Here is a 21787-nt window from a genome sequence, read left to right on the forward strand (position 1 = left end):
TATTTATTAGGAAGCCGCTTCGCTTCTTCCCAAAAAATATCCATTTCAGCAAGGGTCATGTCCATCAGCGGTTTTCCTAATTCTCCCGCTTTACTTTCCAGATATTGAAAACGTTTGATGAATTTTTTATTGGTTCGTTCCAAAGCGTCTTCCGGATTTACATTAAGAAATCTTGCATAATTTATCATTGAAAACAAAACATCACCAAATTCAGCTTCAATTTTGTCCTGGTCACCCGCTTCAACCTCAACTTGTAATTCTTCTAATTCTTCTTCAACTTTGTCCCAAACCTGATGCGATTCTTCCCAATCGAATCCAACTCCTTTAACTTTATCTTGAATTCGGCTTGCTTTTACCAATGCAGGCAAACTTTTAGGAACTCCTTCTAATACTGATTTTTTACCTTCCTTGAGTTTTAATTTTTCCCAGTTTTGTTTTACCTCTTCTTCATCTTTTACCACAACATCACTGTAAATATGTGGATGACGATGAATAAGTTTATCACAAATTTCATTGCAAACATCGGCCATATCAAAATCATTTGTTTCACTTCCAATTTTAGCATAAAAAACAATATGCAATAACAAATCACCTAATTCTTTTTTAACCTCATTTACGTCATTGTCTAAAATAGCATCGCCCAACTCGTAAGTTTCCTCTATAGTCAGATGACGCAGAGTTTGCATGGTTTGCTTTTTATCCCAAGGACACTTCTCTCGCAATTCGTCCATGATGTCTAATAGTCTTTCGAAAGCCTGAAGTTGTGTTTTTCTTGAATTCATTACGCAATTGGTTTTTGTAAAAATAAAAAAATCCTGCTAAGAAATCATCTTAACAGGATTAAATATAATTTATTTAAATATAATCTGCTATTTTTTTACTGGAGCTTTTTTTGCTGGTGCTTTCACTTCCGTTACAGGAGCTTCTTCTGCAACCGCATCAGCTTCTTCTTTATCTTGTGTTTCTTCCGTGACAACAGTAGGTGCTACTTCATCAGTAACCAATCCTTTTGCCTGAAGCATATTGTACCAGTTTAAAACTTTTTTAATGTCAGAAGGATATACTCTTTCTTCATCATAATCAGGTAAAATTTCTTTGAAATAAGCCGTTAGTTTAACATTGTCTTCTTTATGAGAAATCGCTGGACCTTTGTTTTCTTTATCAGCAATTTTTTGCATGATTTCAGCTAATGGTTTTTCCCCTTCATACGTATAAATTGAAATCTCAGACAATAAACTCACATTGCTTTTCAAATTTACTGTGATTTTTTTTCCGTCTAATAATGATTCTGCAACAAATCCTGTACGTGTTTGTACTTTTAATACATATAAACCTGGTTTCCCAGAAATGGCTAATATTTTTTCTAAAGTCATGTTTTTCTAATTATTATTAAGAATTCAATTTATTTTTACTTTTCATTAATCAACTAAAACCATACCAATATTAAAGGATAGTACTAATTTACCTGCCTTTTTTGGCGAAAAATTTCATTCGGTAATCTTGAAATGTTTTTCCTTCCAAGATATTTTTTAGTTTCTTTTGAATCAAACGTTTTTTAAGTGATGAAATTTTATCGGTAAATAAAACGCCTTCAATATGGTCGTATTCGTGTTGGATTACTCTGGCGATTAAACCATCAAAAACTTCGGTTTTCATTACAAAATCCTCTTCACAATACTCGATAGTTATTGTTGGATTGCGAAGTACATCCTCCCGAACATCAGGAATACTCAAACAACCTTCGTTGAAACTCCATTCTTCACCTTCTTCTTTTATCATTTTTGCGTTGATAAAAGTTTTTTTGAATCCTTGAAGTTCTTTTTGTTCCGCATCTTCGAGATCTTCATCCTCGCTAAAAGGCGTTGTATCGATTACAAATAAACGAACTGCCAATCCAACTTGTGGTGCAGCAAGCCCAACTCCATAAGCATTATACATGGTCTCATACATATTAGCAATTGTTTCCTTCAAGTTAGGATGATCTTGTGAAAGAACCTCTCCTACTTTTCTTAAAACTGGATCACCATATCCTATAATTGGTAAAATCATTAGTGTTGTATTAAGTATTATCTACTGTAAGTCTGAAATCAATTTACTTTTGATTCAGTTTGCAAAAATAGTAAAAAAATAGACAATGAATAATCCTCCACTGATTATTACTGATTTTTTAGAATTTAAGTTAAAACGCACTTAATTATTCTTTTTATAAATCGTACAAATCTTACCTTTGTAAACAATCTAATTGTATGATTTACGAAATCCGAAAATTTACCGACAGTACTTATTTTACCAACGCTTTAAAAATAACAATAGCAGCAGTTATTCCTGGTTTGCTGTTTTCTTTTTTTGGGAATTTTGAAATCGGATTTACGGTAGCTCTTGGGGCTTTTTTTACATATCCAAGTGATATTCCAAGTAATCTAAAACATAAAATCAAAGGAATTTTGTTCACTGCTCTTCTTGTTGCTATTGTCAATCTATTAGTAAATATTGTACATCTCTATCCTTTGGTTTTTTATCCCTTTTTAGCCATTTTAATTTTCTTATTATCAATGATTTCTGTCTATGGACAAAGAGCTACAATGGTTTCTTTCTCCGCATTACTTGCAGTTTCATTGGCATTTGCGCATTTGCATACGGGTTGGGAAATGATTCAACACTCCGGTTTACTTCTTGCCGGTGGTTTATTTTATCTTCTGATTTCCCTTACCTTTCATTACATCAGACCTCACCGTTATATTGAATTACAAATTGCTGAATGTATAAAACTGACCGGTAAATATTTGAAACTAAGAGGCGATTTATGGATCATTGATGCGGATAAAAAAGGAATTATTGAAAAACAATTGCATCTTCAGGTAGAACTGAATACTATTAGACAAAACATTAGAGAAGTGCTTATTAGCAGTCATACTACTTCCGGTTCTTCCAATCAAAACCGAAAGATGCTTATCGTTTTTATTTCATTGACGGAAATTCTGGAACTCGCATTATCTACTTCATTCGACCACGATAAATTACATCAAAAATTTGATAACCATCCAAAAGTGCTACTAACTTATCAGCGCTTAGCTTACAATCTTGCCGCAAGTTTAAAGCAATTATCCAAAAGCATTCAAAATAAAACTAAATATGTTTCTAAACACACTCTGATAACCGATTTGAATACATTACAACTTGCGATAACAGATTATGAAAATGAATTAGGGAAGGCTTCGGCTTCCGAAGGTGTTTTTATGCTGACGACCATGCTTCAATATGCTGAAAAACAAGTTGAAAAAATAAAAATTGTTGAACGTGCTTTTACCTTGGCTATTAATTCACTTGACTTTAAAGGAAAAGATAAAGATTTAGAAAAGTTTCTGACGCCACAATATTATCCTTTAAGCACTTTAATTCAGAATCTAAGTTTCTCTTCTACTATTTTCAGACATTCGCTACGATTAACCGTAACTATTCTAATTGGTTTTATAATTGGTAACCTACTGCCTTTTCACAATGTATATTGGATTTTATTGACTATTCTGGTTATCATGCGACCCGGATATGGCTTGACAAAAAAACGTTCTTTTCATCGAATTTTCGGTACTATTTTAGGTGGATTAATTGCATTTGGAGTACTTTCATTGGTACACAATAGCATTGCAATCAGTATTTTTTCAATTCTTTGCATGCTTTTGGGATTCTCCTTTACGCAAACCAATTATAAAATTAGCGCAACATTTGTGACGATGTATATTGTTTTTATTTATGGAATATTAACGCCAATATTACTGATGTTATTCAATATAGAATTCTGGATACCATCGTTGGTGCCACTTTAGCTTTTCTTGCCAATCACTTTTTGTGGCCTTCCTGGGAGTTTTTAAACATTCCTATTTATTTGGAAAAATCTATTAAAGCCAATCAAAATTACCTGAAAGAAATCTCTATATTTTATAATAAAAAAGGTTCTGTTTCGACTTCATACCGATTAGCGAGAAAAAATGCTTTTATTGAAATCGGTAATTTAATGGCTTCTTTTCAACGAATGATTCAAGAGCCCAAATCAAAACAAAAGCAATTACCTCAAGTATATAAATTAGCAATCCTTAATCATTCGCTACTTTCTTCTTCCGCTTCTTTAGGAACTTATATTCAATCACACAAAACAACAACAGCTTCCGAGGCATTTAACGTGGTGGTGGATACCGTCATTAAAAACCTTGATAATGCCATTGCACTATTGAAAGAAAATGATTCAAATATAAAAGAAATCCTTCCAAAAGAAGATTTAGCCATGCATTTTACGGAATTAAAAAACATTCGAGAAAAAGAATTAAAATCAGGAATTCCTATTGATGAAGAAGCATTCCAATTAAAAATGCAGGAAGCACAATTAGTAATTGAACAATTAATCTGGCTGACCAATTTATCTGAAAATATTGTAAAGACGACTAAAGAATTAGTAGCTTTATAAAGTTAAAAAAGCGCTGGAATTAAATTAAAGATCTAATTCTAGCGCTTTTAATGTAATGTGAAATTTCTAATTATTCAGTTTCAAAACTTCCGCAGTATTTTTTCTGATTTCTTCCAATAAAGAAGGTTTATCATTTAATGTTTGTCCAAATGACGGAATCATTGTTTTTAATTTTTCCTGCCATTCTGGAGTAGTAATCTCTTTTTTGAAACATTTTCCAATCATATCTGCCATAATAGAAACAGCTGTGGACGCACCGGGAGAAGCTCCAAGTAAAACAGCTAAACTACCATCCGCAGTTGTAATCACTTCTGTTCCAAATTCTAATATACCACCTTCTTTTTCATCTTTCTTTATAACTTGTACCCGTTGCCCTGCTCGTTCTATTTTCCAGTCTTTTGATCTGGCTGTAGGAACATATTCTCTTAACGCATTGATCCTGTCTTTAGGAGATTGACGTACTTGATCTATCAAATATTTTGTAAGCGGTATATTCTTAATCCCTGCAGCTATCATCGGAATTATATTATCCGTTTTAATAGACAATGGCAAATCAGAATACGAACCATTTTTTAAAAATCGGGTGGAAAACCCGGCGAAAGGACCAAAAAGAAGTGCTTTTTCTCCATCTATCATTCGGGAATCAATATGTGGAACAGACATAGGCGGCGCGCCAACGGAAGCTTTGCCATATACTTTGGCCTGATGTTTTGCAATAACCTCTGGATTAGTACATTTTAGCCATTGTCCACTAACTGGGAAACCTCCAAAACCCTTTCCTTCGGGAACGTCTGCTTTTTCTAGTAATGGTAATGAACCACCTCCAGCACCAATAAAAACAAATTTAGTGTATGCTTTTTTCTTTTGGCCAGTAGCCAAATCAGTAATTTTTATTCTCCAGGATTTATCTTCCCGTTGTTTCAATTTTTGAACTTCGTGATGAAAATGCATGGTAACACCTTCTAATTTAGTCAAATAATTAAACATACTTCTGGTCAATTCTCCAAAATTCACATCCGTACCAATTCCCATCGAAGTAGCTGCAACTTTTTCAGTTTCATCTCTACCCTCCATTACCAAAGGCATCCATTTTTTTAATTCTGAAAAATCAGTGCTAAAAATCATCTGTTTAAAAAGTGGATTGCGTTGTAAAGCTTCGAATCTTTTCTTAAGATAAGCTACATTTTTTTCACCCCAAACAAAACTCACGTGAGGAATACTTTTTATAAAATTTTCAGGCGATGTAATTTTTTTTTCTTGGACTAAATAGGACCAAAATTGACGGGAAACTTCGAAAGATTCTGCAATACTGATTGCTTTCTTGGGATCAATAATTCCATCAGTGCTTTGAGGCGTGTAATTGAGTTCGCAAAAGGCAGAATGTCCGGTTCCGGCGTTATTCCAAGCATCAGAACTTTCGGCAGCGGCAATATCTAATCTCTCGTAAATGTCAATTTTTATATCTGGTTGCAATTCTTTAAGAATTAGACCAAGAGTGGCGCTCATTATTCCAGCTCCTATAAGAATTACATCACTATTTGAACGAATGGTTGTATCAGGCATAACAAAAATTTAAGGTGCAAAGATACTTCACATGAATGCAAAAAAAACCTTAAATTTTGTGTAAAAAGTTACATAATTTACGAAAACGTTTTAGAAATTTAAAACAATTTTCGTGTCAGATAATCTTGTAGCATTATGGTTGCCGAAATTTCATCTATAAGTGCTTTATTTTGACGTTGTTTCTTTTTTAGTCCACTGTCAATCATCGTCTGAAAAGCCATTTTTGAAGTAAAACGTTCATCCACTCGGATGACTTTCATTTCTGGAAAATGATTCGTAAAATGCGTTACAAAACCTTTAATAATCGAAGCACTTTCTGAGGGTTCACCATTCATTTGTTTTGGCTCTCCGATAAGGACTGCTTCTACTTTTTCTTTGGCAAAATAGTCTTTCAAAAAAGCAATCGCGGTTGCGGATGGAACAGTAGTTAATCCTGAAGCAATTATTTGCATTTCATCGGTAACAGCAATTCCTGTGCGTTTTTGTCCGTAGTCTATAGAGAGTATTCTTGGCATTTATTTATTTTTTACAAAGGTAACTATTTTAATTTTCATGATTTTTAGCAACAACGTAAAAGTCACTTTTTTATCATTCTTTGCCAAAAAGCTTTCAACATATCATAAATTAATTCTAAACAATTGTTATTATTTTTCAAAATATAATGCTGTGTCGCTGGCCACGTTTCAAGATATCCTAAAAGTTCCTCAAAAGTCCAAGTTAAATGATTTTCGAAAGATTGCGTAACAATTTCATCAAACGGGAATGGCATCATTTTGTATTTTTATCCAAATACTTTCGCTCGGCATCTCAATACGGCTCTACTATGTAGTAATAATATTATCGTAATATATTAGCCGAATCCGCATTAGTAAAAAACAAACCATAACCCAAAAAGGCAAAGATTCCATCTGGTTTTAGGATTCGGTAGATTTCTTTGTAAAACGATTCAAAATTAAACCCAAGAATAGCTTGTGATACGGTAATTAAATCAAACTCCTGATTTTTGAAAAAGGTATTCTCAGCAGCCGCCACTTTATAAATTATATTCTCGGCCAGAAAGGCATTATCGATTTCGTTCTGTCTAAAATCAATAACATAACCCGTTTTAAAAAATCGAGAAAGTTTATGAGTAACCTGCCCATTTCCGTTAGCGACATCAAATGCCCACCGTTAATTTTCGAGAGATAAAACTAAATAACCAATCATTTCACAGGGATATTGCGGACGAAATTTTGAGTATTCAGAAGCTTGTTTAGAGAAATTATCTTGGATACTAACCAAGGATTTAATTGAAAGACAAAATTAGAACAGTCAAAAAAAGTTAAACATAAATTAACATTTTATAGAAAAACAACATTCTCAATCAAAGCCAAACAATTTAAAATTCCTAACATTTTCAACTCAATTCGACTTTTTGCTTTTAGTTAAAAATCCTATCTTTGTCAAAAATCTAATTAAAATGAATCCATTACAAACTATTATAGAACAAGCTTGGGAAAACCGCGCTTTGCTGCAGGAAAAAACTACAACTGACGCGATCAGAGAAGTTATTGAGTTACTTGACACGGGAAAACTACGTGTTGCAGAACCAATAGCAGATGGATGGCAAGTAAACGAATGGGTTAAGAAAGCCGTAGTAATGTATTTCCCAATTCAAAAAATGGAAACTTTACATTCTGGTATTTTCGAATATCACGATAAAATGCTATTAAAAAAAGACTTTGCCGAAAAAGGAATTCGTGTGGTTCCTAATGCTGTTGCGCGTTACGGCGCTTACATTTCTAGCGGTGTTATTTTGATGCCAAGTTATGTAAACATTGGTGCTTATGTAGATGAAGGAACTATGGTAGACACATGGGCAACCGTAGGAAGTTGTGCACAAATTGGTAAAAACGTACACTTAAGTGGTGGTGTTGGAATTGGTGGTGTTCTTGAACCTTTACAAGCGGCTCCGGTAATTATTGAAGACGGCGCATTTATTGGTTCCCGTTGCATTGTTGTTGAAGGAGTTCATGTTGGGAAAGAAGCCGTTCTTGGCGCCAATGTTTGCTTGACTGCTTCTACAAAAATTATTGATGTTACGGGTGAAACGCCAGTTGAAATGAAAGGATTTGTTCCTGCACGTTCTGTAGTAATTCCTGGAAGTTACACTAAGAAATTTCCAGCAGGAGATTTTCAAGTACCTTGTGCATTAATCATTGGAACACGTAAACCTTCAACTGATCTAAAAACATCACTGAATAATGCTTTGCGCGAATATGACGTAGCGGTTTAATACAGAAAATGATGAAAATATTGGTGATTCAACAAAAAATGATTGGTGATGTATTAGCTAGTAGTGTTATTTGTAATAATTTAAAGTTGATTTATCCCGATTCTCAAGTTGATTACCTTGTTTATCCTTTTACTGTTCCAGTCTTAGAAAACAATCCAAATATTGATAATATTATTTTATTCGAAGATGCTTACCGCAAAAGTAAATTAGCTTTGTTTAAATTTTTAATTGCTATCAGGAAACGAAAATACGACCTCGTTATAGATGCGTACGGGAAACTAGAAAGCAACTTAGTCGTTGCTTTTTCTGGCGCTAAAACAAGAATCGGGTTTTACAAACCCTACACCAATTATTTATATTCTGAAACAGTAAAAGAAATCATAAATCCAATTACCGAAGCAGGAACGGCTTTAGAAAACAGATTGAATTTGCTAGCGACCTTAGCGCCAAATGCTAAATTAAAAAACAAACCACGCATCTTTTTAACCGAAAAAGAAATTGCGAATGGTAAAGCTATTTTAGTCAAAAACAAAATTGATTTTTCTAAAAAGTTATACATGATTAGTGTTGTTGGAAGCAGTAAAAATAAGACCTACCCTTTTCTGTTTATGGCAAAATTGCTTGATAAAATTGTTGAAAAAAATCAAGCAATTTTGCTTTTCAATTATATGCCATCGCAAGAAAAAGAAGCCAGAGCAATTTTTGATTTGTGTCAGCCTAAAACTCAAGAAAATATCAAAATTAATGTTGTCTCCGGAAGTATTCGAGAATTTTTATCCATAACCTACCATTGTGATGCTCTGATTGGTAATGAAGGAGGAGCGGTAAATATGGCAAAAGCGATAAACAAACCTACTTTTACTATATTTTCTACATGGATAATCAAAGAAGCTTGGAATTCTTTCGAAAATGAAAAATCAAATGTTTCAGTCCATCTAAAAGATTTTAGACCGGAATTATATGGTCAGAACTCTGCAAAAGAATTGAAGAATGAAGCTTTAAAATTATATGAATTTTTTATCCCTAACCTTCTTTTTACAAAATTAGAAAGTTTTTTAGAAAATAATTAAAAGCCTTTATACAGCATCCATGCCATTGGGACTTCTTACAATCTTATTCAGATTAGTAAATTTTCTAATGGCTTTGTTTTTTTCCAACGCTGATGCATTGACATAACCGCGACTATGATCCAAATGAATGCATATTGCGCTATATCGAATTTGTTTTGATTTCAATCCCATATTGCATAATCGCTCCCCTAATTCTCTATCTTCGCCTCCATATTGCATTTCGTGATTAAAACCATTTACAGCTATCAAGTCATTTTTCCAACCAGAAGCATTATGCCCATTCCAACTCGCATTAGTCGGTGTTATGGCATTTAATATTCTAGATTTAAATTTAGACGAACTGATTTTACTATTTTTATACGATTTTTTCAAACCATGATGCAACAACCACTTTACATCAAAACATCTTTGAGAAACAATATCTTCCTCTGTTATAACTTTAGAAACAGTCATAGGTAATTTAAAATATCCACCTGAAAGAAAATATCCTTTCTCCCTATTATTGAGATGAACAGCAACAAAATCATTTCTGGGAATGCAATCCCCGTCAGTAAAAATTAAGTAATCTGAATTGGCACTAATAATTGCTTTGTTCAAAATTCGAGTTTTTTGAAAACCATTATCTGCATGCCACACATGAATAATAGGATTTGAAATCTTAATTCTCATTTGGTCGATTAACTCTTTTGTTTTTGGACCTGAGCCATCGTCTGCAATAATAATTTCAAAATCCTTTTCAGTTTGAACACCAAATCCAAACAGAACTTTCTCTAACCATGCCTCTGCATTGTATGTACTAATTATCACAGATGCTTTCATAAATATTTTTGAAGTTAAGTATTGCAAAAGTAGTTAATAAATTATATTTGTGAAATACTATCATTTCATGAATCTAAATTTATCTAAAAGAATATCAGTCTTAATAATCACTTTAAATGAAGAAGCAAACATGCAAGCGCTTTTAACTGATTTAGATTTTGCTGACGAAGTTGTTGTTGTAGATTCCTACAGTACTGATAAAACGAAGTCAATAGCACAATCATTTTGTAACGTACGGTTTATTCAAAATAAGTTTGAAAACTATTCCTCACAACGTAATTTTGCAATTTCATACGCAAAAAACGATTGGATTTTATTCTTGGATGCGGATGAAAGACTGACTCCTGAACTAAAAAAAGAAATTAAGGAAACCCTACGAACCAACGAAATATTTACTGCTTTTTTATTTTACAGAAAATTCATGTTCAAAAATTCCATTTTACATTTTAGTGGATGGCAAAGCGATAAAATACTTAGGCTATTTAATAAAAACTTCGCAAAATACAAACCCGAAAAATTAGTTCATGAGAAGCTAGGAGTAAGTGGAAAGGTTGGAATTTTCAAAAATGAACTGATTCATCATTCCTATACTGATTACAAATCTTACAAGATAAAAATGATTAATTATGGAAAACTTAAGGCTCAGGAGAAACATATAAAAAACTTAAAACCAATTTTTTTGCTTCCAATTTTTCATCCGACTTACACTTTTTTGTATAATTATTTAGTGCGATTGGGTTTTCTTGATGGCAAAAAAGGGATCATCATATGTTACTTAAATGCCTATAGTGTGTCTGTAAGGTATAAGGAATTAAATCTTCTGTGGCATAAAAAATAACTCTTATTTCCAAAAAAAATATTTAGCTTTCAGTCTGTGCTTTCTTTGATATTTTTCTTGAAATTCACAAGTATAATTCCACATTTTGTCAAAAATCTCTTGGACCGATTTATTGTATAATTGCGCGTATTCGTCGCTCATTATTTGGATCATTTCTTTTTTTGGAGTTAATCTCGAAAGATTTTTCATTCGCATGTTGATATCCATTTCGGCATGAAAATTCATCCTGTTTAAATCTACCAGAAAAAATTCATATTGTTTTTCAGAAACCTTTTTTATCAAAGTATTTCCTGGCGAATGATCTAAAAACTCAATACCTTTTTCATGCAAATCGAAAGAAAAACGGGTAAACTGACGCAAAACATTTTCATGATCGGGGTAATCCGGAATTTCAACCAATTCTCGGAAAGTAAGTTCAACCTGAAGATGATCACTTACATAAAAACTCTTTTCCAAACCAGTTATTGTAAAATTTTCGTCATACGCTATAGGCTGTGGCGTTCCTATTCCGTTTTCCAATAACCTATTAGCATATTCATAAGAACGTCTCGCTTTTGACTTTCTAAAATATTTATAAGCGATTTGATTAATGACATTAGGAACTTTAAAAGATTTGATATTTATTGTTCTACCATTTAAATCAAAAAGCTTAATTTTATTCCTTTGGCCGTCACCAAAAAGAATTCCAGAAGAACTAAAATCACGAATGCATTTTTTAATCTCCTTATCCTTAGAAAGAAAATTTTTATGAATAACTATTGAACCCATGAATTGTCTGGAATATATTTAAGCGACAAAAATAGTTAAATGTCTTTTTAGTTTGAGAAAAAAATAGCGTTACTTTAAACAAAACTAAAAAATAAATTAAACCTTTTATCTTTTTTATTGTCTAAACAAAAGCAATTAACATTATTGACCAAGAAGTATTTTTAATGTTATTAAAAAAATATTAAATGTCAAAGCTTGTCTTTATAGAATCCCACAATTTAAAAAACAAAACAACTGGCTTAGGAACATTTAATTATGAACTGATAAAAGGGTTTTCACAATTAGAATTTAACCGTTTAGAATTGACATTAAATACCAAAAATCCTAAAATTCTTGAAGCCGAATTTGGAAATAAGTTTAATTACCACAAATACTGTGAGTTATCAAGACTTAAATTATTTAGAACTAGAAAAAAAAATGATTTATGGCATTCGCTTAATCAAAATACAAAAGTAGAACCATATCACGTAAACAACTATTTGTTAACGATTCATGATGTGAATTTTGTGGAGGAAATTTCATCTGACATGAATCATAATATAAATAAACTTTTTAGGGGGAAATTAAAAAAATCAACTGCAATCACTTACATATCAGAATTTGCAAAAAAACAAACCCATCGCTATTTTAATATTCCTGATATTCCAGAATATGTAATTCTTAATGGAAATCCCATCACCACTATTTTAGATACATCCGGATTTACAACAAAGATGCCAGTCGATAAGCCCTTTTTATATTCGATTGGTGACTTTCTGGAACGAAAAAATTTTCTTTCAATAGTGAAAATGATGGTTCATATAACTGACTTTAATTTGATTATTTCAGGGAATAATAATAAAGAATATGGTTTTGAAATTGCAAAATTTATCCAAGATAATAATTTACAAAATCATGTTTTTCTAACCGGAAAAGTGGATGATCTGGCTAAACAATATTATTTATCAAATTGTCATGCTTTTTTATTCCCATCAATAAGAGAGGGTTTTGGACTTCCTCCCATTGAAGCGATGCGTTTTGGAAAGCCCATATTCTTATCCAATAAAACTTCTTTACCCGAAATAGGCGGAGAACATTGCTATTACTGGGATAATTTTGATCCTGAAAACATGAAAACGGTACTCTTTGAGGGCTTAAATCATTTTTACAATAATAAAGTTAAAATGGAAACGTTTATGAAAGAAAGGGCGGAAAGTTTTAATTGGAAAACGGCAGCATCAGAATATTTAAAAGTATATGAAAAGTGTCTCTATTAAAATCCGAAATAAATTTTATCATTATTCAAAGTTACAAGCCAGCAAACCCAAAAAAAACTAAACTTCCAAAAGGTCTCTAAAATATCTTTTTTCTGCCAAAAATAACTTTCTTTTTAAAGTCTTCCATGGAATCAGTACCGCGAATATCAATACGTTGTACTAAATATCTATTTTTTAATGGAAAGATATTGATCCTATTTCCAATTCGAAGTGCGTACTTAATGCCATATTTATTTAACAATTCAAAAAGCAATTTCTGCTTTACTCCTTTTTTTCTGTAATATCCGCCATAAGTATATGCTAATGCAGGAAAAACATTTAAATCCTCCTTTTTTATTATTTCTTGACAAAGCTGAAGATCTTTTTCGATTTCATCTAAAGATAAATCAGCATAATTATCATGCTGAAAAGTATGATACCCTAACTCAATATGAGACCCAATCTCCAATAATTGTTGCTTATTCATCAACTTCATATTTGCATTGACATATTTCCCGTTCCAATCAACATCTTGTCCTATTCTACCTAAAACCATAAAGCAAACAGCTTTAAAGTTGTACTGTTGCAACAAAGGGTATAACTCGGTATAATTATCTAAAAAGCCATCGTCAAAAGTAAGAACAACTGTTTTGGAAGCCAATTTGAGATTCTTGTTTTTTAGCTCATCAACTTCTGACATCCATAGCGTTGTGTAATTATTGCTCTTTAAGTATTCAAATTGCTCAATTATTTTTTCTTTGCGAATGGTAATTTGATCTTCAAAACCATTTGTAGAAATGGAATGATACTCTAAAATTCTTAGCTTTTTTGAAGCGGAATACAACAATTTAAACTGAATATTTAGAAAAACAGAAAAGAGAAATAGTAATAAAAAAAATATTGCTGTTATAAAAATCATATGATATAATTTTAATCTAAACCAAATTAGTATTAGTTACTTCATTCAAAACCCCTAAAAACTTTTCTCCAATTATAAAACGCGTAGAAGTTGCCATCAAGAAATTAAACCCATTGTTTACAAATTTAGCCTGCATCGATTTGTTATTTATTAAAATTTCTACTTTATCGGCAAAATCAATTGGATTACCCACTTCTGCCAATAAACCTGTTTCATTATCCGTTAAAACTGTTGGTATACCACCGGCCTTGGCGGCAACAACAGGAACTTTACAGGCATAACTCTCGAGTACAACACCACCTGTTGCCTCACATTTTGATGTAAATAAAAACAAGTCTAATTCTGGGAGGCATTTATGCACATCTGCTCTGAAGCCGGCAAAAATAACTTCATTCTCCAATCCTTTTGATTTAACGTAAGTCTTAATCTCAGCCTCTAAAGACCCCTCTCCTATTAAAATATATTTGGCTTTCAATCCTCTTTTATGCAACACTTCTACCGTATCAATCCAAGTGTAATGATCTTTCACTTTGCAAAAAGCAGAAACATTCCCAATAATTTTATAGTCTGATGGAATATTAAATTCTCTATGCAGAAACCCATTTTTAGTGTTATTTATAAAACGCTCTGTATCAACAACACTTCCAATCACAGTCATTGAATCATGGTTTTTTATAGAAGGTTTGAGGATTTCAAGTACGGCATCAGATACACATACAATTTTTTTTATTCCTTTATAATTGTATTTATATTTCCTGAAAAAATTAGTTCCAATATTTTTAATTAAAGTCCTGCATAGAACTAAAGGAACTTTTAAACCAAAAAAAACAGCTGACAAAACGCTTATGGTATGTGCTTTACTATTATGAATAACAACCACATTTGCATTGTAAGAATCCACAATTTTTTTAAATTTCTTTGCGAATTTTAGATCATACTCTGATTTAAAATCAAAAGTTTCGATCTGCATTTTTTTTTCTGTGGCTACTTTATACAATTCAGAATTAGCAGGACATATAATTAATTGATCCTCGACAAATCTATTATCTCTGAATGATTCATATAAATCAACAATCATTTGCTCGTGACCTCGCCAAACAGTTGAAGTGGTAAAATGGATTAATTTCATCAATTATTATTTTATTGACAAATGTAATCTTAATAATATATTAAAAATTAAAAAAAAACACTAACAAACAAAACAATTAGTACTTCTCCATAACATCGACTTTAAAAACCTCAAAAATCCAATTGTCTAATTTGTATTTATTAAGAATATCATTATCAATTTCTACAAAATCTGTTTCAAAGAAACTAGCAGGTATTTCATAATTACTCTCTGAAATAACAAAAATATTATTAGGATTATAAAAATCATAAGTAACAATATCCTGATTATTAGTGATTAATTTTTTCTTATAACCTAAGGCCTCAAAAATACGGAAAGTCAATCCGTCCTGATTCTTCTGCTGGATATCTACTAACACTAAACTGCTTGCAATTATGTTTTTGACTTCACTTATTGATAGATATCTGTCCGAAATTTCAATATTCTTATGTTTAAAAATCCGATCTTTCTTTACTATAAAACGAAACGAAATTTGCTCTCCAGAAAAATAATCAGCAAGCTTTTCTAGAAACGGAAATCTGTCATCAAAAGAAGATATATTAAATACCAAATTAGATATTTTTTTAGTTTCAATTTGATCATCGTAAATATAATTAGTCAAAAATTGAAAATTATATTTTCTAACATCCATTTTATCATAGCTATAAACCGTATCAAAAAAAGACAATGTCTTTTTTTGGTTTTTAAAATTTTCAATACCATCGAACAAAAAACAACTCATCTGAATTGCATTTTCCCTTAAAAATAATAACGCTTTTCGCTCTAATTTATCAGGTCTAATAATTAGAACCTGATCAAATAAATCTCCATTTTGGATTGCTTTTTTTATATAATTTGTCTTATTCTTTTCTTTTAAACTAGGGAAACGCACCAATTTTAAAAGGGAATTAGTAATTCTTGAAATTTTATTTTTATAAGAAAAAGGAATAGTATCAATATTAACGTAAGTCAAATCAACATTCTGCGCTGCATTCAGCTTACTAACTAAAAAGTCAATATAACCAAATGAATGTGTCCCTATTATTGCTATTCGTTTAGGTTTTGTCATTATTGCTATCTTTGTGAAGTAATTATTTTTAACAAAAATAGAATCTTAATTACAAAATATAATGTAAATGAAGGTTTAAAATTATTTATCCGACAACTATTTCCTGCGTTTGATTCCAAATTATATTAAAAAATGTTTTAACTAAACCTGCATTAATACTAAAGTAGCTTCTGAAATAAAGCAACGTCGGTTTTCTTAGAATATTTAATAAAAAACGTATAATTTTGCAAATTGAGAATCGTTTAATTTGAAATTAAAATGAAAATGGCAGGATATGTACTATTATATCATCCCAAAGAAAATGATTTAAAAAAAGCTATTTATTAAAGGTAGATAAATTATATATCTATAATAATACGGAAAATAAAAAGACAATCATTCCTTTCGAAAATTACAATAAAATTGCTTATTTTTCTGATTGTGAAATTAAAGGGCTGTCCTTCCGTTTAAATCAAGCAAGCAAAAAAGCAATTCCGATGGTTTTAATTTTTTAATGACAAAGATCAAGATTCTTACTTTGTTGCGGAAAATCTGCAAGACTATTTTGAATTCATAATAAAGGAAATAAAATATGAAAATATCTGTTGCAATGTGTACCTACAATGGTGAGAAATATATTAAAAAACAAATTGAGAGCATTTTAAATCAATCACTTGCTGTTGATGAAATAGTCATTTGTGATGATGGATCAAATGATAAAACTATTGAAATCATAGAGCAATTTCAATTAGAAAATCCCAAAATAATATCTTTACAAAAAAACCAAGTTAATTTAGGAAGTAATAAAAATTTTGAAAAAGCAATATCCATTTGTGATGGTGATTATATTTTTTTGAGTGACCAAGATGATATTTGGAAAAAAGAGAAAGTAAAAAAAATTATTCAATATTTTTATGAAAATGAATCTTTAGAAGCTATTTTTACAAATGGAGAATTGATTAATGACAAAAATGAAAAGTTTACAGAAATTAGTCTTTGGGATTCTGTAAGTTTTATGGAAGATCAATTAAAAAATTTAAATGATTTATATCTGCATCTAATATTTAAATCAAACATGGTAACTGGTGCAACTCTATGCATTAAAAAAGAAATAAAAAATTTAATTTTACCATTTCCTGATATTAAAAATTTACATCATGATGAATGGATTGCTGTTATAATCGCCTCAAGAAAAAAAATAGGTTATTTAAAAGAAGATCTAATTTCATATAGATTACATTCTGAACAACAAATTGGTACTAAATTAAGAATCAAAAAAAACAGATTAAAAAATAATCATTTAATTATAGACCAAATTTTAGGTAATTCAATCCCAAAATCATACGCAGATCATAGACGATTAGCTAAAGTTTATTATAATAATTATTTAAAATTTAAAAAATTTTCCAATAATCAAAAAAACGATTCTCATTTTATTTTTAAAGAGATATCAGAGCTCAATTTAGAATTTTTTAAAAAATGTAATTTTTCTTTAAAAAAAACAAACCCAGTTTTTTATATTTTTACAAACATAATAGACAAAATTAGAGGAAAAAGGCAATTTAATAAACAACAGACTGTCTAATTAAATAAAAAATGGATATCAATCAAGAAATACATAATGCTTACGAGGTCATAAAAGAAGGTGGAATTATACTCTATCCTACTGACACTGTTTGGGGAATTGGATGTGATGCTACCAATCCGGAAGCAATCGCCAAAATTTACAAACTCAAGCAAAGAGCCGAGACGCAAAGCATGATTGTTTTAATGAATGGTGAAAAGATGCTGTACAATGTATTCAAGGATATTCCCGAAGTAGCATGGCAAATCATGGATCTATCCGAAAATCCGACCACTTTAGTTTTGGATAAACCCAGAAACGTGGCTCCCAATTTAATTGCACCTGATAACACATTAGGAATCAGAATTGTAAAAGAACCTTTCTGTTTTAAATTATTGGAAAAGATGAAAAAACCATTAGTTTCAACTTCGGCAAATATTTCTGGGAAACCCACCCCAAAAAGTTTCAAAGAAATTAGTCCCGAAATTATAAAAGGCGTGGACTATGTTGTAAATTTGCACCATGAAAAAATTGCCGGGAAACCTTCAACAATTATAAAATTGACGAATGATTCCCAGGTAAAAGTGATTCGCAAATAGTTTGCAGTATTCAGTTTTCAGTTTTCAGTTTAGCAACTTTAGACTTTAGACTTTAAACATTTTTAAAATGAATATCAAAACTTCATACAAAGAAGCTTTAAATAATAAAATTTTCGAAGTCATTTCTCAAGCTTCCCAGAAACTTAACATTGAAAGTTATGTAATTGGCGGTTTCGTGAGAGATTTAATTTTAAATAGAGATTTCAAAAAAGATATTGATATTGTTGCTGTTGGCAGTGGTATCGAATTGGCTTTACAAGTTTCCCAATTACTTCCTAACAAACCAAAAGTTCAGGTTTTCAAAACCTACGGAACAGCAATGTTGCGTTTTGAAGATACCGAAATAGAATTTGTAGGCGCCAGAAAAGAATCCTATCATTTTGAAAGCCGTAATCCGGTTGTAGAAAATGGAACATTGGAAGACGACCAAAACCGTCGTGATTTTACAATAAATGCATTGGCTATATCATTAAACTCAAAAAATTTTGGGGAGTTATCCGATCCTTTTAATGGATTGGAAGATTTAAAAAACAAAATAATCAGAACACCACTGGATCCAGATATTACTTTTTCTGACGATCCTCTGAGAATGTTGAGAGGCATACGCTTTGCAAACCAATTAGGTTTTGAAATTGAAGAAAATTCGTTGAACTCTATCACAAAAAATGCGGAACGAATTAAAATTATATCCGGGGAACGTATTGTCGACGAATTGAATAAAATTCTTTCGACCGATAAACCTTCTATTGGATTTTTGCTGTTATTCAAAACTGGACTTTTAGACATCATTCTACCAGAATTGACTGCTTTGAATCAAGTAGAAGAAATAGAAGGTCACACACATAAAAATAATTTTTACCACACATTAGAAGTTGTTGATAATATTTGTCCGCATACTGATGATGTTTGGTTGCGCTGGTCGGCATTATTGCACGATATTGGAAAAGCACCAACGAAACGCTATAATAAAAAACAAGGCTGGACCTTTCACGGACATGAATTTCTGGGTGGAAAAATGGCAAAAAAGATATTTGAGCGTTTGCACATGCCATTGAATCACAAAATGAAATTTGTGCAAAAAATGGTCATGATGAGTTCTCGTCCGATTGTTTTATCTCAAGACACAGTTACGGATTCCGCAGTGCGCCGTTTGGTTTTTGATGCCGGAGAAGATGTAGAAAATCTAATGACATTATGTGAAGCCGATATTACTACTAAAAACCCTAATAAGTTCAAGAAATACCATAGTAATTTTGAAATCGTTCGTAAGAAAATTGTGGAAGTAGAAGAGCGCGACCATGTTCGTAATTTTCAACCGCCAATAACTGGTGAAGAAATTATGGAAATCTTCAATTTACAGCCATCAAAGGAAATTGGTATGCTTAAGGAAGCCATAAAGGAAGCTATACTCGAAGGTGAAATTCCGAATGAATATCAAGCAGCGTACGACTTCATGTTAAAAAGAGCCACAAAAATAGGATTAAAGATTAACGCTTGTTGAATTAACAATTCATCCTTTTTCAAATATCTTTGTACAAATTAATTTCAAATAATGAAAAAAGAGAATAATTACGTTATCATTTGGTTATTATCAGGATGCTTATTATTGTTTATGATGGTTGTAGTAGGAGGAATTACCCGCTTAACCAATTCTGGCTTATCAATGACAGACTGGCATTTAGTAACCGATACTTTTCCACCTTTGACAGAGGAAAAATGGTCACAGGCTTTTGAAGAATATAAAAAATTTCCGGAGTATCAAAAAATAAATATCCACAATGATTTTACGCTAAGCGATTATAAATTTATCTATTTCTGGGAGTGGTTTCACCGTTTTATAGGAAGAATTATCGGTTTGGCATTTATTGTTCCTTTTGTCTATTTCTTGTTCAGGAAACGTCTTTCGACTGCAACCATCAAAAAATGTGTTATTTTACTTTTCATGGGAGCTTTTCAAGGTTTCTTGGGTTGGTTTATGGTAAAAAGTGGTTTAGTAAATGACCCAGATGTAAGTCATTTTAGACTTGCATTGCATTTGACTTTTGCGTTTATCACATTTGCGTATACCCTTTGGGTTGCTCTAGATCTCTTGTATCCTGAAAAGAAAGAAATTGAAAAATCGTTACGCACCATTGCCCGTGTAGCATTAGCCTTATTATTATTGCAAATTATTTACGGTGGATTTGTAGCTGGTTTAAATGCAGGTTTAATCCACAACCACTGGCCGTTAATGAGTGATGGACAATTTATCCATGACAGTGTTTTTTTAGAACAAAAAAACTTATTTCTAAGTTTTACTGAAGGAAAAAGCGGCGTTCAATTTGTACACCGAACATTAGCGTATTTTGTAGTTGGTATGATTGTTTTATTATACTTCAAAAGTAGGAGTTTCACATTAGATAAAGGTCAGACAAACGGAATTAAAATACTCTTATTATTAGTTTTTGTGCAGTTCGGATTAGGGGTTTTAACGTTACTATATGGCGTACCTTTATGGCTAGGTTTAACTCATCAGGTTAGTGCTTTTTTCTTATTGACTTCGATGACTTTTACTTTACACCGATTATCAAAATAATTTTTTCACTATTTATACCTGACTATATTGTCGCATTTCTTTGTTCATAAACGCAAATGTCTAAACTTGCTGCTCAAGATAAATTTTTAGATTTATCCGATTACGGAAGATCATTCGGGAAATTTTTAGCCAATCAATTAAAGAATACCCGATTCACTCCCATTCATGTTACGTTGCTTTTTGGGCTTACAGGTCTTGTTGCGATTTACTGTATTTTACAAAATCATTACTTTTTAGCCAGTTTTTTCATCATTCTGAAATCAGGAATTGATGCTGCCGACGGAGAACTGGCAAGGATAAAAAACACCCCTTCATACACGGGAAGATATCTTGACAGTGTGTTTGATATCATCTTAAACTTCTTGATTTTCATGACCATTTGTTATGTTTCAAAAACCACTATTTGGCTTACTTTTTTAGCTTTTATTTGTATTCAATTACAAGGAACTTTATACAATTATTACTATGTTATTTTGAGAAATAAATCTGTTGGAGGAGACACCACTAGTAAAATTTTCGAAAACAAATCACCCAAAGCTTTGCCTGGAGAAACTCAAAAATCAGTTGATATCTTGTTCTGGATTTACACTGTTGTTTACGGTGCTTTTGACAAAATAATTCACACACTTGACAAAGAGGCATACAAGGTAAAAACATTTCCACATTGGTTTATGACCTTCCTTTCAATTTACGGATTAGGATTTCAATTACTGATTATTGCCATTATGTTACCAATGAATTTAATCGAATACATCGTTCCCTTTTTTATCATTTACACTTTGTTTATTTTCGTCCTGATTGCTATCAGAAAGACCCTTTTTAAGGTGTAAAGTAACCATAGTAATAATCTATAGTAGCTATTTATTTTATTATTTATCAGATTATTAAGTTAATTTACTTCTTATTTAAATTTAAGCTAAAATAATAATCTAATTTTAAAAATAATA

General features: G+C 31.3%; 22 protein-coding genes and 1 pseudogene. 11 read left to right on the forward strand and 12 right to left on the reverse strand.

Going from position 1 to position 21787, the window contains the following annotated elements:
• The 3 genes from mazG to def all read right to left on the reverse strand — a co-directional run.
• Positions 1-782, reverse strand: a 782-nt coding sequence (mazG, locus tag C4S35_RS08515; RefSeq protein WP_103999779.1) for a nucleoside triphosphate pyrophosphohydrolase, incomplete at its 3' end; no start/stop codon positions are given.
• Between the two features lie 87 nt (positions 783-869).
• Positions 870-1373 carry a DUF5606 family protein gene (locus C4S35_RS08520; RefSeq protein ID WP_103999780.1) on the reverse strand — a complete coding sequence of 168 codons (504 nt, stop codon included), beginning with the start codon at positions 1371-1373 and terminating at the stop codon, positions 870-872.
• An 88-nt stretch (positions 1374-1461) separates the two neighbouring features.
• Positions 1462-2049 (reverse strand): peptide deformylase, encoded by a 588-nt coding sequence (def, locus tag C4S35_RS08525; RefSeq protein WP_103999781.1) that lies wholly within the window; start codon positions 2047-2049, stop codon positions 1462-1464.
• Positions 2050-2246: 197 nt separating this feature from the next.
• Here def and C4S35_RS08530 point away from each other — a divergent pair, with 197 nt between their 5' ends.
• Entirely contained in the window at positions 2247-3824 is a 1578-nt protein-coding gene (locus C4S35_RS08530; protein ID WP_341865126.1) for an FUSC family membrane protein, read from the forward strand.
• A gap of 59 nt (positions 3825-3883) precedes the next feature.
• Positions 3884-4459, forward strand: coding sequence for an FUSC family protein (locus C4S35_RS16270; protein WP_341865127.1), 576 nt, complete (start codon positions 3884-3886; stop codon positions 4457-4459).
• Between the two features lie 66 nt (positions 4460-4525).
• Here the strand turns inward: C4S35_RS16270 and C4S35_RS08535 are convergent, their stop codons facing one another.
• The 4 genes and pseudogenes from C4S35_RS08535 to C4S35_RS16005 form a co-directional block, all read right to left on the reverse strand.
• Complete coding sequence (locus tag C4S35_RS08535) at positions 4526-6022, reverse strand: malate:quinone oxidoreductase (protein ID WP_103999782.1); 1497 nt, start codon at positions 6020-6022, stop codon at positions 4526-4528.
• 98 nt (positions 6023-6120) lie between these two features.
• Positions 6121-6537 (reverse strand): Holliday junction resolvase RuvX, encoded by a 417-nt coding sequence (gene ruvX, locus C4S35_RS08540; RefSeq protein ID WP_103999783.1) that lies wholly within the window; start codon positions 6535-6537, stop codon positions 6121-6123.
• 62 nt (positions 6538-6599) lie between these two features.
• Positions 6600-6794 carry a hypothetical protein gene (locus C4S35_RS16000; protein WP_244175225.1) on the reverse strand — a complete coding sequence of 65 codons (195 nt, stop codon included), beginning with the start codon at positions 6792-6794 and terminating at the stop codon, positions 6600-6602.
• Between the two features lie 65 nt (positions 6795-6859).
• Positions 6860-7123, reverse strand: a pseudogene (locus C4S35_RS16005) (methyltransferase domain-containing protein); the annotation flags it as partial.
• Positions 7124-7481: 358 nt separating this feature from the next.
• Between C4S35_RS16005 and C4S35_RS08550 the strand changes: the two are divergent.
• Both C4S35_RS08550 and C4S35_RS08555 read left to right on the forward strand, forming a co-directional pair.
• A complete protein-coding gene (locus C4S35_RS08550; RefSeq protein ID WP_103999784.1) occupies positions 7482-8297 on the forward strand; it encodes a 2,3,4,5-tetrahydropyridine-2,6-dicarboxylate N-succinyltransferase in 816 nt (271 codons plus the stop codon).
• An 8-nt stretch (positions 8298-8305) separates the two neighbouring features.
• Positions 8306-9367: a glycosyltransferase family 9 protein gene (locus C4S35_RS08555; protein WP_244175226.1), complete on the forward strand. Its 1062-nt coding sequence runs from the start codon at positions 8306-8308 to the stop codon at positions 9365-9367.
• Positions 9368-9373: 6 nt separating this feature from the next.
• On the opposite strand, the gene C4S35_RS08560 is transcribed toward C4S35_RS08555, so the two are convergent.
• Positions 9374-10186, reverse strand: coding sequence for a glycosyltransferase family 2 protein (locus tag C4S35_RS08560; RefSeq protein ID WP_103999786.1), 813 nt, complete (start codon positions 10184-10186; stop codon positions 9374-9376).
• Positions 10187-10253: 67 nt separating this feature from the next.
• On the opposite strand from C4S35_RS08560, the gene C4S35_RS08565 reads away from it, so the two are divergent.
• Positions 10254-11024 carry a glycosyltransferase family 2 protein gene (locus C4S35_RS08565; RefSeq protein WP_103999787.1) on the forward strand — a complete coding sequence of 257 codons (771 nt, stop codon included), beginning with the start codon at positions 10254-10256 and terminating at the stop codon, positions 11022-11024.
• Positions 11025-11027: 3 nt separating this feature from the next.
• Here the strand turns inward: C4S35_RS08565 and C4S35_RS08570 are convergent, their stop codons facing one another.
• Positions 11028-11792: a lipopolysaccharide kinase InaA family protein gene (locus C4S35_RS08570; RefSeq protein WP_103999788.1), complete on the reverse strand. Its 765-nt coding sequence runs from the start codon at positions 11790-11792 to the stop codon at positions 11028-11030.
• A 185-nt stretch (positions 11793-11977) separates the two neighbouring features.
• Between C4S35_RS08570 and C4S35_RS08575 the strand changes: the two genes are divergently transcribed.
• The gene (locus C4S35_RS08575) at positions 11978-13048 is read left to right on the forward strand and encodes a glycosyltransferase family 4 protein (protein WP_103999789.1); all 1071 of its coding nucleotides are present in this window, start codon (positions 11978-11980) and stop codon (positions 13046-13048) included.
• A 76-nt stretch (positions 13049-13124) separates the two neighbouring features.
• On the opposite strand, the gene C4S35_RS08580 is transcribed toward C4S35_RS08575, so the two are convergent.
• From C4S35_RS08580 to C4S35_RS08590, 3 genes are all read right to left on the reverse strand, one after another.
• A complete protein-coding gene (locus C4S35_RS08580) occupies positions 13125-13946 on the reverse strand; it encodes a polysaccharide deacetylase family protein (RefSeq protein WP_103999790.1) in 822 nt (273 codons plus the stop codon).
• 16 nt (positions 13947-13962) lie between these two features.
• Positions 13963-15075 carry a glycosyltransferase gene (locus tag C4S35_RS08585; RefSeq protein ID WP_103999791.1) on the reverse strand — a complete coding sequence of 371 codons (1113 nt, stop codon included), beginning with the start codon at positions 15073-15075 and terminating at the stop codon, positions 13963-13965.
• Between the two features lie 76 nt (positions 15076-15151).
• Complete coding sequence (locus tag C4S35_RS08590) at positions 15152-16123, reverse strand: WaaS/CpsH family glycosyltransferase (protein ID WP_103999792.1); 972 nt, start codon at positions 16121-16123, stop codon at positions 15152-15154.
• A gap of 571 nt (positions 16124-16694) precedes the next feature.
• On the opposite strand from C4S35_RS08590, the gene C4S35_RS08595 reads away from it, so the two are divergent.
• From C4S35_RS08595 to C4S35_RS08615, 5 genes are all read left to right on the forward strand, one after another.
• Positions 16695-17687 carry a glycosyltransferase family 2 protein gene (locus tag C4S35_RS08595; protein ID WP_103999793.1) on the forward strand — a complete coding sequence of 331 codons (993 nt, stop codon included), beginning with the start codon at positions 16695-16697 and terminating at the stop codon, positions 17685-17687.
• Positions 17688-17698: 11 nt separating this feature from the next.
• Positions 17699-18265, forward strand: coding sequence for an L-threonylcarbamoyladenylate synthase (locus C4S35_RS08600; RefSeq protein ID WP_103999794.1), 567 nt, complete (start codon positions 17699-17701; stop codon positions 18263-18265).
• 67 nt (positions 18266-18332) lie between these two features.
• Positions 18333-19766, forward strand: coding sequence for a CCA tRNA nucleotidyltransferase (locus C4S35_RS08605; protein ID WP_103999795.1), 1434 nt, complete (start codon positions 18333-18335; stop codon positions 19764-19766).
• A gap of 51 nt (positions 19767-19817) precedes the next feature.
• Complete coding sequence (locus tag C4S35_RS08610; protein WP_103999796.1) at positions 19818-20840, forward strand: COX15/CtaA family protein; 1023 nt, start codon at positions 19818-19820, stop codon at positions 20838-20840.
• A gap of 56 nt (positions 20841-20896) precedes the next feature.
• Positions 20897-21670, forward strand: a complete 774-nt coding sequence (locus tag C4S35_RS08615; RefSeq protein WP_103999797.1) for a CDP-alcohol phosphatidyltransferase family protein — start codon at positions 20897-20899, stop codon at positions 21668-21670.
• The last annotated feature ends 117 nt before the right edge of the window (positions 21671-21787 follow it).

This window comes from Flavobacterium urumqiense (genome assembly GCF_900108015.1).
Taxonomy (GTDB): Bacteria; Bacteroidota; Bacteroidia; order Flavobacteriales; family Flavobacteriaceae; genus Flavobacterium; species Flavobacterium urumqiense.

What these genes read in the sequence shown, in the direction of transcription:
- def (WP_103999781.1), bottom strand. Translation starts at nt 2,049, where the DNA reads ATGATTTTACCAATTATAGGATATGGTGATCCAGTTTTAAGAAAAGTA.
- C4S35_RS08605 (WP_103999795.1), top strand. Translation starts at nt 18,333, where the DNA reads ATGAATATCAAAACTTCATACAAAGAAGCTTTAAATAATAAAATTTTC.
- C4S35_RS08555 (WP_244175226.1), top strand. Translation starts at nt 8,306, where the DNA reads ATGATGAAAATATTGGTGATTCAACAAAAAATGATTGGTGATGTATTA.
- C4S35_RS08590 (WP_103999792.1), bottom strand. Translation starts at nt 16,123, where the DNA reads ATGACAAAACCTAAACGAATAGCAATAATAGGGACACATTCATTTGGT.
- C4S35_RS08565 (WP_103999787.1), top strand. Translation starts at nt 10,254, where the DNA reads ATGAATCTAAATTTATCTAAAAGAATATCAGTCTTAATAATCACTTTA.
- C4S35_RS08600 (WP_103999794.1), top strand. Translation starts at nt 17,699, where the DNA reads ATGGATATCAATCAAGAAATACATAATGCTTACGAGGTCATAAAAGAA.
- C4S35_RS08520 (WP_103999780.1), bottom strand. Translation starts at nt 1,373, where the DNA reads ATGACTTTAGAAAAAATATTAGCCATTTCTGGGAAACCAGGTTTATAT.
- C4S35_RS16000 (WP_244175225.1), bottom strand. Translation starts at nt 6,794, where the DNA reads ATGATGCCATTCCCGTTTGATGAAATTGTTACGCAATCTTTCGAAAAT.
- C4S35_RS08585 (WP_103999791.1), bottom strand. Translation starts at nt 15,075, where the DNA reads ATGAAATTAATCCATTTTACCACTTCAACTGTTTGGCGAGGTCACGAG.
- C4S35_RS08560 (WP_103999786.1), bottom strand. Translation starts at nt 10,186, where the DNA reads ATGAAAGCATCTGTGATAATTAGTACATACAATGCAGAGGCATGGTTA.
- C4S35_RS08610 (WP_103999796.1), top strand. Translation starts at nt 19,818, where the DNA reads ATGAAAAAAGAGAATAATTACGTTATCATTTGGTTATTATCAGGATGC.
- C4S35_RS08530 (WP_341865126.1), top strand. Translation starts at nt 2,247, where the DNA reads ATGATTTACGAAATCCGAAAATTTACCGACAGTACTTATTTTACCAAC.
- C4S35_RS08535 (WP_103999782.1), bottom strand. Translation starts at nt 6,022, where the DNA reads ATGCCTGATACAACCATTCGTTCAAATAGTGATGTAATTCTTATAGGA.
- C4S35_RS08570 (WP_103999788.1), bottom strand. Translation starts at nt 11,792, where the DNA reads ATGGGTTCAATAGTTATTCATAAAAATTTTCTTTCTAAGGATAAGGAG.
- C4S35_RS08595 (WP_103999793.1), top strand. Translation starts at nt 16,695, where the DNA reads ATGAAAATATCTGTTGCAATGTGTACCTACAATGGTGAGAAATATATT.
- C4S35_RS08615 (WP_103999797.1), top strand. Translation starts at nt 20,897, where the DNA reads ATGTCTAAACTTGCTGCTCAAGATAAATTTTTAGATTTATCCGATTAC.
- C4S35_RS08580 (WP_103999790.1), bottom strand. Translation starts at nt 13,946, where the DNA reads ATGATTTTTATAACAGCAATATTTTTTTTATTACTATTTCTCTTTTCT.
- C4S35_RS08550 (WP_103999784.1), top strand. Translation starts at nt 7,482, where the DNA reads ATGAATCCATTACAAACTATTATAGAACAAGCTTGGGAAAACCGCGCT.
- C4S35_RS08575 (WP_103999789.1), top strand. Translation starts at nt 11,978, where the DNA reads ATGTCAAAGCTTGTCTTTATAGAATCCCACAATTTAAAAAACAAAACA.
- ruvX (WP_103999783.1), bottom strand. Translation starts at nt 6,537, where the DNA reads ATGCCAAGAATACTCTCTATAGACTACGGACAAAAACGCACAGGAATT.